The organism is Sulfitobacter sp. R18_1 (genome assembly GCF_017743915.1).
In the GTDB taxonomy this organism is placed as follows: Bacteria; Pseudomonadota; Alphaproteobacteria; order Rhodobacterales; family Rhodobacteraceae; genus Sulfitobacter; species Sulfitobacter faviae.
The window spans coordinates 154,511-169,996 of sequence record NZ_JAGHRG010000001.1 but is presented as its reverse complement, the minus strand read 5'-3'; the positions used below and the strand labels follow the sequence as shown (position 1 = coordinate 169,996).

Annotated in this window: 22 protein-coding genes; 9 read left to right on the top strand and 13 right to left on the bottom strand. The window is 49.7% G+C overall.

The features are described from left to right. Positions 1 to 147 precede the first annotated feature (147 nt). Entirely contained in the window at positions 148 to 1,557 is a 1,410-nt protein-coding gene (locus J7392_RS01140; protein WP_209215748.1) for a HAMP domain-containing sensor histidine kinase, read from the top strand. A gap of 569 nt (positions 1,558 to 2,126) precedes the next feature. Here J7392_RS01140 and J7392_RS01135 read toward each other — a convergent pair. From J7392_RS01135 to J7392_RS01120, 4 genes are all read right to left on the bottom strand, one after another. Then, complete coding sequence (locus tag J7392_RS01135; RefSeq protein WP_209215747.1) at positions 2,127 to 2,450, bottom strand: hypothetical protein; 324 nt, start codon at positions 2,448 to 2,450, stop codon at positions 2,127 to 2,129. Positions 2,451 to 2,673: 223 nt separating this feature from the next. After that, a complete protein-coding gene (locus tag J7392_RS01130; protein WP_209215746.1) occupies positions 2,674 to 2,880 on the bottom strand; it encodes a hypothetical protein in 207 nt (68 codons plus the stop codon). 14 nt (positions 2,881 to 2,894) lie between these two features. Then, positions 2,895 to 3,155 carry a hypothetical protein gene (locus J7392_RS01125; RefSeq protein ID WP_209215745.1) on the bottom strand — a complete coding sequence of 87 codons (261 nt, stop codon included), beginning with the start codon at positions 3,153 to 3,155 and terminating at the stop codon, positions 2,895 to 2,897. A 24-nt stretch (positions 3,156 to 3,179) separates the two neighbouring features. After that, the gene (locus J7392_RS01120) at positions 3,180 to 3,389 is read right to left on the bottom strand and encodes a hypothetical protein (RefSeq protein WP_209215744.1); all 210 of its coding nucleotides are present in this window, start codon (positions 3,387 to 3,389) and stop codon (positions 3,180 to 3,182) included. A gap of 192 nt (positions 3,390 to 3,581) precedes the next feature. On the opposite strand from J7392_RS01120, the gene J7392_RS01115 reads away from it, so the two are divergent. Both J7392_RS01115 and J7392_RS01110 read left to right on the top strand, forming a co-directional pair. Beyond that, positions 3,582 to 3,827, top strand: a complete 246-nt coding sequence (locus tag J7392_RS01115) for a hypothetical protein (protein ID WP_209215743.1) — start codon at positions 3,582 to 3,584, stop codon at positions 3,825 to 3,827. Between the two features lie 176 nt (positions 3,828 to 4,003). Next, positions 4,004 to 4,405 carry a hypothetical protein gene (locus J7392_RS01110; RefSeq protein WP_209215742.1) on the top strand — a complete coding sequence of 134 codons (402 nt, stop codon included), beginning with the start codon at positions 4,004 to 4,006 and terminating at the stop codon, positions 4,403 to 4,405. 5 nt (positions 4,406 to 4,410) lie between these two features. Here J7392_RS01110 and J7392_RS01105 read toward each other — a convergent pair whose 3' ends face one another. Next, on the bottom strand, positions 4,411 to 5,241 hold the full coding sequence (locus J7392_RS01105; RefSeq protein WP_209215741.1) for a hypothetical protein: 831 nt from the start codon (positions 5,239 to 5,241) through the stop codon (positions 4,411 to 4,413). Between the two features lie 228 nt (positions 5,242 to 5,469). Continuing rightward, on the bottom strand, positions 5,470 to 6,165 hold the full coding sequence (locus J7392_RS01100) for a hypothetical protein (RefSeq protein ID WP_209215740.1): 696 nt from the start codon (positions 6,163 to 6,165) through the stop codon (positions 5,470 to 5,472). A 125-nt stretch (positions 6,166 to 6,290) separates the two neighbouring features. Here J7392_RS01100 and J7392_RS01095 point away from each other — a divergent pair, with 125 nt between their 5' ends. Beyond that, positions 6,291 to 6,920: a DarT ssDNA thymidine ADP-ribosyltransferase family protein gene (locus J7392_RS01095; RefSeq protein WP_209215739.1), complete on the top strand. Its 630-nt coding sequence runs from the start codon at positions 6,291 to 6,293 to the stop codon at positions 6,918 to 6,920. On the opposite strand, the gene J7392_RS01090 is transcribed toward J7392_RS01095, so the two are convergent. From J7392_RS01090 to J7392_RS01080, 3 genes are all read right to left on the bottom strand, one after another. Next, positions 6,898 to 7,152, bottom strand: coding sequence for a helix-turn-helix domain-containing protein (locus tag J7392_RS01090; protein ID WP_247744444.1), 255 nt, complete (start codon positions 7,150 to 7,152; stop codon positions 6,898 to 6,900). The genes J7392_RS01095 and J7392_RS01090 overlap by 23 nt on opposite strands. A 432-nt stretch (positions 7,153 to 7,584) precedes the next feature. Further along, complete coding sequence (locus J7392_RS01085) at positions 7,585 to 7,800, bottom strand: hypothetical protein (RefSeq protein ID WP_209215737.1); 216 nt, start codon at positions 7,798 to 7,800, stop codon at positions 7,585 to 7,587. Positions 7,801 to 7,881: 81 nt separating this feature from the next. Further along, positions 7,882 to 8,082: a hypothetical protein gene (locus J7392_RS01080; RefSeq protein ID WP_209215736.1), complete on the bottom strand. Its 201-nt coding sequence runs from the start codon at positions 8,080 to 8,082 to the stop codon at positions 7,882 to 7,884. Positions 8,083 to 8,237: 155 nt separating this feature from the next. On the opposite strand from J7392_RS01080, the gene J7392_RS01075 reads away from it, so the two are divergent. Then, positions 8,238 to 8,630, top strand: coding sequence for a hypothetical protein (locus J7392_RS01075; protein WP_209215735.1), 393 nt, complete (start codon positions 8,238 to 8,240; stop codon positions 8,628 to 8,630). Positions 8,631 to 8,659: 29 nt separating this feature from the next. On the opposite strand, the gene J7392_RS01070 is transcribed toward J7392_RS01075, so the two are convergent. Further along, a complete protein-coding gene (locus tag J7392_RS01070) occupies positions 8,660 to 9,016 on the bottom strand; it encodes a hypothetical protein (RefSeq protein WP_209215734.1) in 357 nt (118 codons plus the stop codon). 163 nt (positions 9,017 to 9,179) lie between these two features. Here J7392_RS01070 and J7392_RS01065 point away from each other — a divergent pair, with 163 nt between their 5' ends. From J7392_RS01065 to J7392_RS01055, 3 genes are all read left to right on the top strand, one after another. After that, complete coding sequence (locus J7392_RS01065; protein WP_209215733.1) at positions 9,180 to 9,452, top strand: hypothetical protein; 273 nt, start codon at positions 9,180 to 9,182, stop codon at positions 9,450 to 9,452. A 172-nt stretch (positions 9,453 to 9,624) separates the two neighbouring features. Further along, the gene (locus J7392_RS01060) at positions 9,625 to 10,188 is read left to right on the top strand and encodes a hypothetical protein (RefSeq protein ID WP_209215732.1); all 564 of its coding nucleotides are present in this window, start codon (positions 9,625 to 9,627) and stop codon (positions 10,186 to 10,188) included. A 139-nt stretch (positions 10,189 to 10,327) separates the two neighbouring features. Beyond that, complete coding sequence (locus J7392_RS01055; RefSeq protein WP_209215731.1) at positions 10,328 to 10,519, top strand: hypothetical protein; 192 nt, start codon at positions 10,328 to 10,330, stop codon at positions 10,517 to 10,519. 31 nt (positions 10,520 to 10,550) lie between these two features. Here the strand turns inward: J7392_RS01055 and J7392_RS01050 are convergent, their stop codons facing one another. Next, positions 10,551 to 11,120, bottom strand: coding sequence for a hypothetical protein (locus J7392_RS01050; protein ID WP_209215730.1), 570 nt, complete (start codon positions 11,118 to 11,120; stop codon positions 10,551 to 10,553). A gap of 467 nt (positions 11,121 to 11,587) precedes the next feature. Between J7392_RS01050 and J7392_RS01045 the strand changes: the two genes are divergently transcribed. Then, a protein-coding gene (locus J7392_RS01045) for an IS3 family transposase (RefSeq protein ID WP_209215729.1) occupies positions 11,588 to 12,717 on the top strand; the annotation gives its coding sequence in 2 pieces (ribosomal slippage) (positions 11,588 to 11,831 and positions 11,831 to 12,717; 1,131 coding nt in all). Here J7392_RS01045 and J7392_RS01040 read toward each other — a convergent pair. Next, a complete protein-coding gene (locus tag J7392_RS01040) occupies positions 12,714 to 13,040 on the bottom strand; it encodes a hypothetical protein (protein ID WP_209215728.1) in 327 nt (108 codons plus the stop codon). The two genes, J7392_RS01045 and J7392_RS01040, sit on opposite strands and share 4 nt — an antisense overlap. Positions 13,041 to 13,373: 333 nt before the next feature. After that, positions 13,374 to 14,939 carry a hypothetical protein gene (locus tag J7392_RS01035; protein ID WP_209215727.1) on the bottom strand — a complete coding sequence of 522 codons (1,566 nt, stop codon included), beginning with the start codon at positions 14,937 to 14,939 and terminating at the stop codon, positions 13,374 to 13,376. Between the last annotated feature and the right edge of the window lie 547 nt (positions 14,940 to 15,486).

Genomic DNA, 15,486 nt, shown 5'->3' with positions numbered 1-15,486 from the left:
TCGTGAGCTTAGGTGAATTTGGTTCTGACGGCCTGATGCTGGAACAGGCAAGTTGGTAGCCAAAAGCCTTCTTTCTCCTGGATTTCGCCTAAGAATAAACACAATAGGGAAATATCACAGGTCAAAAGTGAATCACTAGAGGTTGGCATGAACGCCCTAACGAAACTACAGGCAACCTGGCTCGATTGGTTCAATCCTGAGGGGCGAGAGCAGAAGATCAAGGACTATATAGCTCTTGCCAATAAGTTCATATGGAAGCGCCAAGGCAGTTTCTTAGCGGCTGCTATACTGGCGGCAATCTACTTTGATGCGATCACAGTCTTTGGTTACTACAGTATCGTAGTCCTTACCGAGTTGCTTGATGTTCGTCTTGGTTGGTCTGCTAAGAACTGGGATGGTCAGGATCTGATCACCGGCCGGAAGATCCTTAAGCGCATAGCCATAAATACCACCATTAGCGCTGTGGCGATATCGGCATTCATTATCAACATTGCCGTTCAGCAAGCCGCACCGGGGCACTTTACACCACTCTTCTTCATGCTCTCAGCATCGGTGTTTGCAGCAATGTATAACAGTCAGATGTCAGGCATCCTTTTATTGCGCCTCTCTATCTACATGTTTGCGTTTGTATATATCGCACTTCTTGATGTTTTTAGGTTCACCCCGCCCCTTAGCTCCAACATCTGGCTAGAGCTTTGGACGGTCATCTTTGTACTCTACTTCATCGGTGACATAGCGATGAAGTTCTACCTAGGGTATCAGTGGAACATCAAACAGATGGATCGGCTGAAGGAAGAAAACGAGCGGACTAAGGCAGCCTTGGAGGTGAAATCACAATTTCTCAGCGTCGTTAGTCATGAGCTGCGCACGCCGTTGACGTCAATTATCGGTTCCCTAGAACTCATGAAGAACAACAAAGCGCAGGCATTCCCGGATAGCCTTATGCCCGTTCTCAATATCGCTGCACGCAACGGGCACAGACTTCATGCTTTAGTAGAGGACTTGTTGGACCTCCAGAAGCTGGAAGCTGGCGAGATGGTGTTTGAGTTCAAGCCGATGGATGCAGGCGACCTGGTGCGCGAAGCGATAGATGCGACCGCAGGCTATGCCAGTAAAGTAGGTGTTCAGGTTGAGATTGACGCTTGTGAAGAAGGTTGCGTGATCAAGGCCGACCAAAAGCGGCTCATCCAGGTGCTGAATAACCTGCTTTCCAACGCACTCAAGTTTTCGGATGAAGGGGCCGTCGTCACGGTCAATGTAAGCGCCATAGATGATCGCGTCCGCATTTCAGTACAAGATGAAGGCGTCGGGATTCCGGATGGGGTGAGAGACGTTGTATTTGGAAAATTCACCCAAGTGGACTCCTCCGACATTAGGAAGGTAGGTGGAACCGGACTCGGCCTCAATATTAGCCAACAGATAATCGAACGCCATGATGCTGAAATTGATTATGTCAGTGAAGTTGGCAAGGGCACGACCTTTCACCTAGAATTCAACAGGCTGACAGACGCGACCGGGGACAGCGAGACCTTTAGGGATGTGACGCAGGCCGCTTAGGGGATGTGAGGTGGTGACGTGTCCTCACCGATTTCTTCGAGAAGCTCTTTAAGGGCTGAGACCCGCTTGGGATAGGCTACCATTATTTTAGAGCTTGTTGGCTTTCATATTATTCAGATTTGATCTCAATGCTGAACTTCAACGTCGTGATGTCGTACCCACGTGCTTCAAGTTCTTCACGCAGGGACCGACCGCTCGATGTTGGGGCTTCCTCTAGGATATTGCAGAGAACACGCGCATCTGGCGATTGCGACCCGGAGCCCCCCCAAGCGTAGCAGAGATCAGGGGTTTGACCTTTCCCAGGGCACCCCCAGCCTGCACGCAGCTGACCGGGTTTGGCTTTCAGGACTTGGACACGCTTTGGCATCAGTAGAACTCCAGGTTATTTCGAAAGCAGTGATCGAGCTTTAGATCGCGCCTCATCAAGGCGCAGGAGATCGTCTCCTTGACCATCTTCCAACATTTGGTGGTACGTGCGCTGGGTGCGTCCTGCGCAAACAGCTTCGTTTGCCTTTTCGAGTTCTCTGAGGGCATCTTCCAGGGCTCTTTCTCGAGGTGTGCGCATGGTTCTACTCCCGGTCTTTGTGCTGTTTGCGCAAGGGGATGATTTGGAGGCCATTCGCGACTAAAATTTGATGAAGGCGATCCGCCATGACTTCCTTGGCCTTTGCATCCCCACCTTGAGCATCTGGAAGAGGGCCATAGGCTTCTGCAAACTGGATCGCAGCGGCCTCTACCGCCGATTGGTGCGCCGCCATCTCATCATCGCTACCACCGTGCAGCTCAGGTGCAGAAATACCGGTCCTATAGAAGTACATATTGCACAAGACTTGAGCATCAATACGGCCAGCAATATAGGCAGCTTCTTCTCGTTCTGTTTTCTTAGTTCTCATATTTTTGGACCTCAAATGTCGTCGTGTTCAGACCAGTCGCATGCGGGGCAGGTCATGTAGGAAGCCATGCAAGGCGAGCAGGGCGCAGAGATGTGGCAGCTACAGCCGCCATCTTTTTCGAGCGAAATATGACCACTACATCCGTTGCGGTTGCATACGTCGCCTTCATAGCTTCCGTGAATAGGTGTCTCGGGCATCTCGTTGGTGTGCGCTGGGTGCAGGGTCATAGGTAATCCGCCACCACATTGCCGCGTTCAGTAAGGCGTACACGACCGGCGCCACTTTCAAAGACCTCGCGCTCCATCAGATCCTCAGGGACTTCAGGAATGATATTTTCGAGGACTACCTTGCTAGCCTTGCACCAGCCATCCAGCTCCTGGTTCTTGCGGCAAAGTCTCATTGCGTGCTGTACGTTGTGGGGCAACTTCATATATCTCTCCGTAATCAGGCAGGCTTGGGGTAGGCGGCGTTCAGAGCGATCACAATGCGACCTGCCTCTTTTTCCCAGTAAGCCTCTTCGGCACGTAAGGCGCGGTCATCACCAATGGGCATCTGGGTCACCCGGCAAAACGACGTGAAAAGAGCGTCCTCAGCATCGTAAATGTGAACTTCACCATTCTCATCAGCGTGGACGTGGAACGGAGGCGTAAAGGCTGGCTCATCGGCCGGGAAAATGCGTTCGAGATCTTTCAATGAAAGTGCCATAAGTGCTCCGTTCCACGTATTTAATTAAGCGTCGGCTTCAACGACCTTGAGGCCATATTTGCCAAGCGTCTCTTCAAGGTTTTTGACGAGTGCGTCGCTAACTTTACGGGTCTCGCCGTATTGCGCGGCCAGTTCACCGTTGTTGGCAGTGAACTCTGAGGCGGCCATAGCCTTGCGTTCGTGAAAGGCACGATCTTCGTTCACCGCTGCATTCATTTGCTGTTCTTCGTCCATGATTAAATACTCTCAATCAATCTTCAATTTCGGTATAATCATGGTATTACATAAATAGATTGTCAACACAATAGGATAGTTCTATGATATGCTTAAGAGTGTTCATGAAAGCACATCTTGCCATTCTGCTTTCTGTGTCAGAGAGTGTAGGCAAAAATATGATTATATGGGGGTTACCCCGAGGAGATGAAGATGGCTAAAAAGAAGGTATCACGGCGTTCGGTTATGCGGGCCTATGGCGAGTATGTCGACTTCTGCAAATGGCTGGATGATGCCAAGAAGGGCATCAATATCGACGAGGATGACCCTTCTACAGGCGAGCTGGCGTTAATCGTCAAGAACGCTCAACATCGGGCCAATGAGGCGTTGTTGGCGTATTTGGGCCATGATGAGGATGGAGAGGCTGAAGATCTGCCGGAGCATCTGAACATTTCGTAATAAAGGATGCCGTCCAAGCGGTAAGTACTTGTACTTGGACACCATCAATTACTTGAATTTGGACAACTAGATGAATCCAAATATTCGACTATCTCATAACGTTTAAGATCGAAATCCTCCATTAACTATAGCCATTGTATCCTACCCAAGGAGTAAAATTGGGAAAGATAAACGATATGAGCGACAGAGCCTCCTCAAAGCGGTTGGCAGACCGGATAAAGTCTGTTCACCAAGCAAATGTTCGTTCTCTGAACACTGTCATTCATTCGAGAACTGTCGCGCAAGGTCTGTTGACCTGCGATATTTCCGAGGTAGTTCAGGAGGAGCTGTTGAAGGTTATCAAAATTCTTGATGGCAGCATTGTTCGTGCAGGGGACTTCAACGATCTGTTGTCTTGTCTAGACGAGCAATATGGCGCAGCTATAGATGAGATAGGCTACCTTAGCGATGGTACGGCTCAAAAGGGCGAGGAATTGGTCGGAGAGCTTGAGGAGAGTTCTAGAGCTATCGACGATATTGCGAGCCTGATCTCCGAAAGGCTTCTATTTTTGGAAAATATGATCGAAAATCCCTCATAAAGGCTTCAATCAAGCTCGGTTTCATTCAGTAGCTCACACATGCGCTGTTCGAAGTGATCCTCGAGCTTTTTGGTCTTGGCATCATTGATGGACGCAATTGGCTCGACAACTTCAAGAACTCGGGTCCTAGGTCGCTTTGCTTCCTTGATGGTCTCCTGCTGATCAGGCGTATAGGCGCGAAAGTTGATGTGGCTGCTGTGGGTGGGATCCGCAATCACATAGAAGCCCGAATACATCCTCTCCCAGAGAACCTTCTTACGGTCGCCCTTCAGTTTTCTCTCAACCTTTTCGAAGCCCAGCTGGGCAAGGCGGTTCTCTGCAAATTCCATGCCTTCCTGTGTGACCCGATGCCGGTAAGATTTTGAAAGCGGCTCAGCCTTGTAATGCAGGCTTGTCTTGTAAAGAACACTGTTGAAAATGCGGTCTTCCTCGACCTTGCGGTCGCGCTCTTGGGTCATCCGATATGAGTTAATAAAGGTCTGTTCGGCCGTATAGACCATGACATCGAATACTGGGCATTGATGGTGACTAAAATGTTTCAGTACGCCTCGTTCATACCCCAGATCCCATCCACAAGCGATACAGGTGCACCTTCTATCAGGCATGTAGCTGCCCGGGTTCCTGTCATAGCTCTGCTCTCTGGAGTGGTCGACAAACATCTTTTCCAGATCGCGTCGTTCATCATTAAACTCGGAGATCGTCTCCGTCAAATCTAGCTTTCGTTCCTGGTCGATAATAGCTTGTGGAAGCTGATCTCTGACGAGACTGAACAGCTGATGCATCCTGGTATCGGTATGTCTCTCGGGCCAGGTGAAGTTGAAATCAAGAGAAAGCATGGATAGTCCAGTTTACTGTCGATATGGCATGGTTATCATAAGGAGATTAGATCTACAATCCATGTAAGGTTAGGGCGACGGGTCTTCATTGAAGCGGACTGAAAGCTTAGGCCAGATGTCTTCAGCTGTTGAAATCGCTCAACGGACAACAGGTGCGGACATACACCAGTCCTCCCCCTGTGGGGTACGATTTCTAAGCTGCGTGCGGGTATGCAGGATCCGTGTCCCTTATGGGCCGCCGGGCTCCGGATCGTCCACGAAGGGCGCCTGATAATACGCCGCTGTCTGAACATCCATCTCCCCGAGTTCAGGGATCTCCACAACGATACCGGCTTCCTTGGACTGGTTCGCACACATCACACGAAGCTGGGTGTCGTCCATCTCCAGACGAACAATGCGAGCCTCATCATCAGGCTGCTCTTCCGCGCGCAAAATAAGCTCAACACAGTGATCGTACTTGTGGAGTTCTGCTCGCACCTCAGGGGCATCCTCAGTGTCGTTATCCTTAAGGGTAAAGATCTCAGGTTGCTCGAGTGCCAATTCTTGCTTCAGGCGCTCGACCTCGATGTCTTCCATAACCTGCTCTGCGATGTCCTTCGGGATGGGGGTGAAGTGGATGCCATATTCGATGAGCAGCATGTCTTCTTTATAGAGGTTCAGGTAGTCATGCCGGGCGCGCGCCCAGTAGAAAGACAGCTCAGCATCCGACATATTCTTGAGCGCTGGAGTGCCCACCTCAATAAGGCAGAAGAGAAGCTTGTCCCCATTCTCGAACTCGTAAAGAGGTTCTCCTGTGTTGATCTGAGCGGCCGATGCGCTGATCTCGTAGTTCACACAGATTTCCAGCAGGTTCTTGCGACGAAGATAGGCTGGATTTCCATTAAAATCCTTCACTGGGATCAGTCTGTCATCGGGTGATGTCATAATTTTTCCTTTATGATGCTCTAAGGCGTAACTGGGCAATATAGAGAAATATGCAACTTAAAAAAGGATGTTCCCAATCAATAAAGCACTTATTATAATTGAGCTATCATTGGGAGTGACCAGAATTGAATTACGAACAGAGAACCATCAGACGCGTTGCTGAAGCGCGTGGCATCAAGAAGCTGGGTCACTTCACACCATTCCAGAACGTCGAAAGTATCCTTACTCATGGTCTGCACACCAGGACCTTCCTTGAGGAGAACGACCAGGGGATTGATGCTTATGGAACTGATAGTCAGAGGCTGGATGGGTTTCCTCATACGATCTCAATGAGTATCGAAGGCATCAACAGCGCTATGTTGAAGCGGAAGATGAAAGAAGACAACTGCAACTGGGCGATCCTGGAAATCGACGCAGAGATTTTATGGACACATACATGCCGGTTCTGCTGGGACAATGCAGCGTGTAAAAATGTCCGCAAGTACAGCAGGCTGAACGACGCCAAACACTTCGACAGTATGTTCGAAGATTGGGACCACATGGGGAGTACGTGGAGGAGTTACTTCAATGTCCCTGATCATCGCCCATCAAGAGATGCGGCCGAAGTCATGGTGTTTGGGTATGTGCCCGCCAGTAAGATCCTGGGCATCACCGTCGAGAACTGGGCATGCAAAACGCACCTAGAACGCGTCATGGCGCGTGGCGATCAGCTCCATAAGGCTGAGATCGAGGTCAGCTCGAGCGATTTCTGCTAAGCAGTTCTTCAGGGGGCTTATTCTTAGGGATGAAGCCAACCTGGAAACCGAAGGGCCGCCCGATTTTCATGAGGGTCTCGAGGGTAGGGTTGGCCTTCCCTTTTTCTAGATCGATTACCTGAATCCGTGTGAGCCCGAAGTGCTTCGCAAAGATCGCCTGTGTCATGCCAAGCGACTTACGAATTTCACGGACCGCGCTGGGCAGGGCAAGTTCTCCCGCGCAAGCTTTCAAGAAAACCTCCTGACGACGTGCTCTCGTCTCGCTTCTGGTAAGGGGCTTTAATTTTGGCATTTGTCGGCCTCTTCTGGAGACAAGCACGCTTTATCCGTGATCTGCATAATGTACCTTCAAAACGATACCTATGAAGAGTATGGGTGGCCAAAAGTATCGTTGCAAGATACCTTTATGCTGCTTGAGGCTTGATGGCTCCGTAGCCTTCACAGTCATTGCAGAGAGCATGACCGGTAAACCCGGATGTCACTCCTAAGCCGTCGCAGGTTTCACAAGATTTCGTTCGGCCGTCGCCCAAAGTACCCTCCGGGGCGCCCAACTTCCTTTTGAGTTCTTCAAGAGCCTTAGGCCCCATTTCCGCCCGACGTGTATTGCTGAGGTGCTTGAGAAATGGCGTGATCAAATAAGCTGTTCGCATCTGGCTCTCCTAGATCAGAACTTACCGTGGCCTTCACAGCCCGCACAGGGGCCACCACCCGCAAATGCAGGCGCCTTGCCCGAACCTGAGCAGATCCCGCATGTCATGGTGCGTTCACGAGCAGGGGCCTTCTTGCGGCCACCCAGATCGTTCTTGAATTGCTCGAAAACCTCAGGGCCCATCTCCGCGCGGCAGTTGTCGACCAGTTGCTCAAGGCGTGCATCGGACATGAAGTTCTCCTAATAGGCATCATTTATAATGATATTAGGTTACTTCTATCTGCATGAATACGCAAGCATAAAGAAGATATGTCAGATGGCTTTGATTGCTGAAATCATCTCCTTGCAGTATATGCAGCCTTCTACATGTTTTTCATATTTTTTGAATGCCTCATCGCCCTCATAATAAGTGATAGCAGCTTCAAAGGGGATGTGCGCATCCGAGGCGCACGCCAAGTCATCAAGCCGGTCCATCTCCTCCAGGACGAGCTCGTTGTTTTCAAGTTTAATCACGTCTGTCTCCTTTAACCTAAACGTGTCATCAGGGTCTGAGATCTTTACATGGTCTCGGAAGTAAAATGGATCACCTCCAGGCGGTCGAAATCATAAATCTTGTCTTAACTCGGGCTCTTTAAGGTCCGGCTAAAGTTCACACAGGAATATAGGTCATGGGTACCACCGCATCTTTTCAGGACGTCGTCAAAAAGGTTGCTAGCGTTAAGAAGCTCTATGAAAGCCATCAGAGGTCGTTGATCGCTGCGGCCGATATATGTGAGAGAATGAAGCACTCTGACCTTGAGCCGGTAAGGGAGACAGCACCAAAACTGGCGAAAACAATCCACGACATGACGGAAACCTGTACTCTCACAATCGAAGCCATCAACTATCTGTCTGCGGTTTTCTCAAACGACCACGATGTCGTACCCTTCTTGCCTGCAAACAAAATCATTGAATCGATGGCCATCATCACCAATGTCGAGGCCAGCGCCAGAAGCTTTGATGTCTTCTTCAAGAACTTCGAGTTCGACATGGAAGAGCTGGGGGTCGACCTAAGACCTTAAGGGTGGCCTGAGCTGCAAGAGTTGTTAGTTCAGCGATTATACCAAGCGTACTGTATGCATTCCCTTAAGATGAATTGAGCGACGGCTCGAGGATCATCACCATTGCGCACGCCGGTCATCCCCATATTCACAGCGCTATCGTAGTCAGCTTGATTGAGAGGCCACTGGGCCTGCCTCACCGTTTTGACCAGCTGATTTTGGATTTGGGACCACGACCGGCGTCCGGCCTGCACCATCTCCATTGTACCAGCGGTAACGCCAGCCATGCCAAGGCAGTACTTCTTCTCGTAGCTCAGTGGTTGGGCAGAGACCGAGTGGGGCTGTAGTGCGAAGGCCGTCATCACGAGTGCAGCTCGTACGGTGGCTTTTATCGAGAGAACTTTCATGGGAAATCCTGATCATTGATATTAATGAGGCCAAGCTGAACTCGAAGTATGTCCAAACTTTGTCTTTAATCAGTTATATCGGGGATACTTGTCATCACTCGCCGCCTGTTTGACCTGATACCTTCAAAGACCCTTCAAAAATATGGCGAGTGTGTGTGAGCGCATGAAGGACGCTCATGATGTGAAAATAGCAAAGCTTACGCCGGAGCTGGAAGCTACGATCAAGGATATGTCGGAAACCTGCGACAGCTCTCTTGAAGCCATTACGTACTTGTCTGCGGTTTTCTCAGACGATCACCCGGCGGTGCCCTTCATGTCCTCGAGTGAGATTACCCAATCGATGGAAATTTTAAGCGCTGTAGAGTTCGGTGCGGGCGGCTTAGATGTCTTCCTAAAATGCCTTGAAGAAGACATGCAGGCGCTGGGAGACCACTAAAGATCAGCTTAATCGCGGCCGAAAATGCTTCATACCGTGATCTATCAATCATTATTGTATGATTAGTTTGATTGTTGACAAAATAATGCTTGATCTGATTTTGGTCTTTAGTTAATTACGTTTCATCTCTTCATGAGGAAGGGGTAGCCAAGGTACGGAGAAGGTGATCGTCATGTTGAACGCTAAGATTGCTCGTAACTTCGCAGAAGCCGTTTTTGGTCGCCCTGATCGCAATTGGATCACTTTCGGAACCACACGTTTCAATACTAATCGTCGGGGCGCCTTCTGGTTTGAGTGCTCCAACAGCAAGGGCTTCGTCATTGACGCCCGTGCGCTGACTGAAGAACAGCGAACAAACATCAACCGCTACACGACCTCCCATACAGCGATTAGGTTTTTCAATCCCAATCAGCCAAGGCAATCTGATGGATACCTGAACCCGTTCACAAGCCGGGACAATCAGCTGCGTAGTATGGAAAATTACGAGGGCTATGAACGAGCAGAGTTCGAAGTGTATGCTCTTCCGGCTACTCCGCAGATCCAACTTGGGTCTGGCTGCTATCTTGCGTGCCTCCCGGTTGTGTTTGCAAACATCACTGTTCCAGGTCGCTTTGAGCACAAAGAAGCCTTCGAGGTCTTCAAGCAGGATTTCAAACCAACTGATGCAACCCTTCGTGCGCTGGGCGCAGATAAATGGCTCACCCCAAAGACTGAACCCACACCAGGGTTCTTCTAAAAATATAAGGCACCATCAAAGTGCCAACCTGATAGACGGTCAGCATAAAATCAATCGGCCGCATCAAAGACTTCGCGAGCAGTAAAATACATTAAGGGGAGCAAGCCCCAGAATATTATAGATGCCGGAGTATTATGACATGCCCTCGATTGAAGACCTTGAAACCAAAGTCGCCGAGCTACGATCCCAGAATAATGCTTGGTTGATCGACAACCCCACACAATGCCGAGTTCTGGACCACATGGATCTTGAATTGCAGGAAGCTGAAGAAGCGCTGGGCGCCGCACGCAAAGATCTCGATCTCAAAGATCAGGAAGTCCTTGCTCCATAATTATCAGTGACCCTCAATCAACAAGATGAGATCAAACCATCTGCGGGCCCTTGTAGAGATCTTTCAGTTTTTTTAGACATGCATCATCGCCTCTCCAAACCGGAATTCGATCTTTAATCGAGGCGATCATAAAACTCAGCAGACCTAGGACCAGAGCGATCAAAACGAAGACCTCAACAAAGAATGTTACTATCGCTCTTTGATCGACAATCGAAAAAGACACAAGAATACCCACTATAATCATAAAAAGAATAATGAGGTCGGTTGGTAATTTGCGATCAACTTTTATAGACGCGTAGGACTTCTTCGGGGACCTGATCTCGTCAATCGCAAAAGTAAGGGGCCCTTTCAGTCGGCCGTCATCAAAAAACTCCGCTCGTTTCCAACCACCTTCGATCTTGAAAATTAAAGCATGACCCGCCGGTACATCTAATTCATCCCATGATGCTAGGCGATGCCAATCAAACAGATGTTTTGGATCGGAAGTTCTTTGAATGAGCGTCGCATCAACAATCCCCTTATGGGTCACAACCTGATCTTTTCGAAGGGGAACGGTTTTGGATAGATCGATATCTGAAATATGGTTTGAGACTGTGGTCATGACTACACCTGGAATATGTTCCTTCCAGCATACACCGTCATCATTATGAGGAGATTAATGGCGCCAGAGTCTGTGATGGGACCGTCGAAGATCAGCTCGCTACCGTCTCTCTGAAAATATCAGATCTCGACTAGGCCCTTTGTAGTTTCCTTGAGCTTCTCCAAGCAGGCCTCGTCACCTCGCCAGTATGGAAATCGGTAATTCAGGAATATTCTCGTGAAACCCAGGAAAGCGAAGGAAGTGATCGCCGTCGCAAAGGTTGCCACATAGTACATCAGGTCAATCTCGTCTGGTCTCGGGAAAAGGGTCACCCCAAAGACGAAAGTTATGACCAGCATGATTATCGCGTCGAAGGGTGACATCTGATGAAAGAAACGGGACCGGTATAATTTCTTCGGGCTCTCTGGACCTGTCGCGGTTTGATGCCGCTCCTTTGATAGCATTTACTGCACCAAAGGAGACTGACTATGGGACTGAAACGGACGGACGAATTCCGCCAAGATGCGGTGCGTATCGCACTGACGAGTGGGTTGACGCGCAAGCAGGTGGCTGACGATCTGGGTGTTGGCATGTCGACGCTTAACAAATGGATCACCGCGCACCGAGGCACAGACGTGGTGCCGAAAGAGGATTTGAGCCTCGCCCAAGAGAATGAGCGACTTCGGCGCGAGAACCGTCTTCTCAAGGAGGAGAGGGAAATCCTAAAAAAGGCCACCCAGTTCTTTGCGGGCCTAAAGCAATGAGATTTAGGTTTGTCGAGGAACACCGGAGCCACTTCCCCGTGAACCGCTTGTGTCACGTTGTCGGTGTCAGTTCGCGCGGTTTGCGAGCATTCCGAAGCCGTCCTGCCAGCCGCAGACAGCGGTCTGATCTGGTCACCTTGGCGCACATCAAAGAACAATCCCGTCTCAGCCTGGGCAGCTATGGCAGGCCGCGCATGACAGAAGAACTGAAGGAGATCGGCCTGAATGTCGGTCACCGCCGTGTGGGTCGTTTGATGCGCCAGAACGGCATATCCGTGGTGCGAACCCGTAAACACAAGGTGACGACAGACAGTGATCACAAGTTCAATATTGCGCCAAACCTGCTGGACCGGGATTTTATGGCTGACCAACCGAACCAGAAATGGGCCGGTGACATCAGCTATGTCTGGACGCGTGAGGGATGGCTGTATTTGGCTGTCATCCTCGACCTGCATTCAAGGCGCGTGATCGGCTGGGCGGTCAGCAACCGTATGAAACGAGACTTGGCAATACGGGCTTTGAAGATGGCAATTGCGTTCAGGGCACCGCCCAAGGGCTGCATCCACCATACGGATCGCGGGTCGCAATATTGTTCGCACGACTACCAGAAACTTCTGCGCCAGCACGGCTTCAAGGTGTCGATGTCTGGCAAGGGCAATTGTTACGACAATGCTGCCGTCGAGACATTCTTCAAAACCATCAAAGCTGAACTCATTTGGCGCAGGTCATGGGAAACACGGCGGCAAGCTGAGATGGCGATCTTTGAATACATCAACGGCTTCTACAACCCACGGCGACGCCACTCAGCACTGGGCTGGAAAAGCCCCGTCGCCTTCGAACGGAAAGTGGCTTAAACGAGCACTTGGGGCGGCACGAAAGCGGGACAGGTCCACTCCACTGCATCAACCGCGCAGACCAACGGACCTACGATACGGCCGTCTTCAAAAAAATGAGATTTCTTCCAGCCGCCGTCGACCTTGAAAGCCATGGCACATCCCGCCGGGATTTTGATTTCCTCATTATTAGATAGACGATACCAATCAACCAGATGCTTGGGTTCATCCATTTTCTGGACCAGGGTCGCATCAACCAATCCCTTTCTAGATACCACCTCATCCTTTTGAAGGTGATCAGCTCGAGAAAAGTCGATTCCTGATTGTTTGGTAGAGGTTCTCATTGTCAGTCCTGGATGGTTTCCAGTAGATCATATCAAGGCGACTTTAAGCCTCGATTAAGTGATCCAATAATATGAGGTGGTTCTCCTCGAGGTGGATCGGATTCCCCAGCGCGCGCCGTCATGAAACCAATAAAATGATGTGAGATATCCAAAGATTTGGCTTGGTCATCATAATATGAAAAATGGTACGTTCGCTTACCATTTTTATTTTTTTGGTAGCCGAACGTACCATTTTTTTGGAGACTTTATGCTTCAGGCATAAACTTCGGAGATATTTCCAGGAGGAGAAATTTATGACTTTTCGCTCCTCCTGGATGGCTTCTTGGCTCCTTATTAGGTGGGCCAGCTCTCGTCTGTGTTGCCATGGATGAGACCTGCCATCTTGAGCTTCTCGATGCGATCTTTGTAGAAGCTGGCTGTCTTGCGGACTGTCTCGACTTCCTCGTCGATGGGCTTTGCATGATATCTGAGATCACCCGGTGACCAGGCTGCTCGCTTCTTCCCATAATTTTGCTGGGCGGTTTTCGTGACCACATGTCCGGCTAGGGCAGAGACCTCCTCAGGCTCCATCACAGATTTCATATTTGCGATGAACTGATGTCGACAGCTGTAGAGGCTGAAGTGCTTCTTCCGTCTGGGGTAGAGTGTGTCCCCGATCTGATACACAAGCTGTGAGATCTGAGACTGCATCTCTTCATATTTTCCCTCCTCGAACCAGGAGAGCCCTCGTTCGGAAGTTCGCTTGATTGCATTCAGGATCCGGGCTGGGACATCAGACAGGTCCAATGTTCTCACCAGGCCATTGCCGCGCGCGTTCGTTGTTTTGGCATTGAGCACATAAAGCCAGGCGTAGAGTTTTTGTGTCGACGGATCCCGTGATGTTTCGAAAGCTGTCGCTCTCCACTCAATCGGCCGAAGACCACAATAAATGGATGCGATCAGAAGGTCTGTGAGAACGGGCGCCAATTTTGAACGTGATTTGTACTGAAGGAATGCGAGGTACTTCTCCAGCTCCGCTTTTGGAAACCTTTTCTCCTTCTTTGCAGAGGTCCTGTAACTACGACGTTTGGGCTCATTATCATTTTCATCGGTTTCATCGGCCGAGGAGACGTCGTCTTCTGGATCTCTTCCGGAGATGTCATTGTTGAGCAGCTCGAGGGCATCCTCAATATCGTCATCAGGTTTCGCCTGCAAAGTATGATAGGCAGCCTGCCTGTACACCCGCCAGGTAGAGGACTTCAAAGTTGGTTTTTGAGAGAGCAGCCATAGCACGAATTCGTGGGCATCGAAATCGTCGTAGTCGAGTGGGATACTTTGCTCTCGCTTATAGCGATTTATGAGAAGGCGCCCTCGGTTCAGGTACTGGGCTGATGTCTTCTTGGAGATTGTGGTGTGCTTCGTGTTTGCGAAGGGGGAGGGTGACGGCCGGGAAGGTGAGGCGCCTTTGTTTTGATCTAGGTCTCTGTTGTCAGTCATGAGCTGACGCTTACTGGCCTGGATGCGTTCTAGCACTTCCTTGCTGGGACCCTTGGGTTTTGAAGGATCCCTTTTAGTGTTTGTTTGGGCACCAGGAAACTGGAAGCTTTGTGGAGTGGGAGCTTCACTATCATAATTGTCAACATTGGTATTTGGCTGGTGGCCTTGCTCTTCTTTTTTGTCAACATTGGTATGCTGTTGGGGGCGAGCCGCCTGCGGATTGTCAACATTGGTATTTGTTTTATTTTTGTCAACATTGGTTGATGGGCGCCTGGTGACAGGGCCGGAGGTTTTGTCAACATTGGAAGCGCTTGCGATTCCTGCGAGCCCCTTGGGGCGTGGTTTGGGCCGACGTATGTTGGGCCTGGGGCGGTTGCCGGAGGCGGAGCTGTCGGGCTCGTCAGAGTTTGACTTGTCTGTCATCTTTGATGATCCTTTTCTGAAATCGTAGATTGATGAAATTAGGCATCTGCAATTTTGCGGGGCAAAAATTTGATTGGAAATCTCATAATACATTCTTGCAGGAATGCATGAATTATTAGGGGGTTCAAAATCATTTTTGTTGCGCTCTACCCATTACTCCCTAGTTATGTATGCGAACATAGTTAAAAAGTAACACAAATCTGGGATTTTAATTTACGTTCCATGTACTTTGAGGGGGAGGTGAAAGCTTTTCCGGATTTGTGCTACTAAGCTCCGGAGTTGTGTGTCTCAAAAAACCAATCTTGTTGACCTGACCCTTATTTATATGGACGAAACAGGGGTGGAAATACGGGATAATGCTCGTCAATTTTATAGGCGGCCGAGACATCTCTGCACGTGATTCCCGGATCCAAAAACGGCTCGAACGACCTAAATCCATTCAATCAATTTACAGCATCGTTTTCAATCAGATCAGAATTGGAAACACCTGTAACAGCTCGTTTCATCCGAATTCTATTCGTGGGGTTGCCACAAGCTTGCCAATACA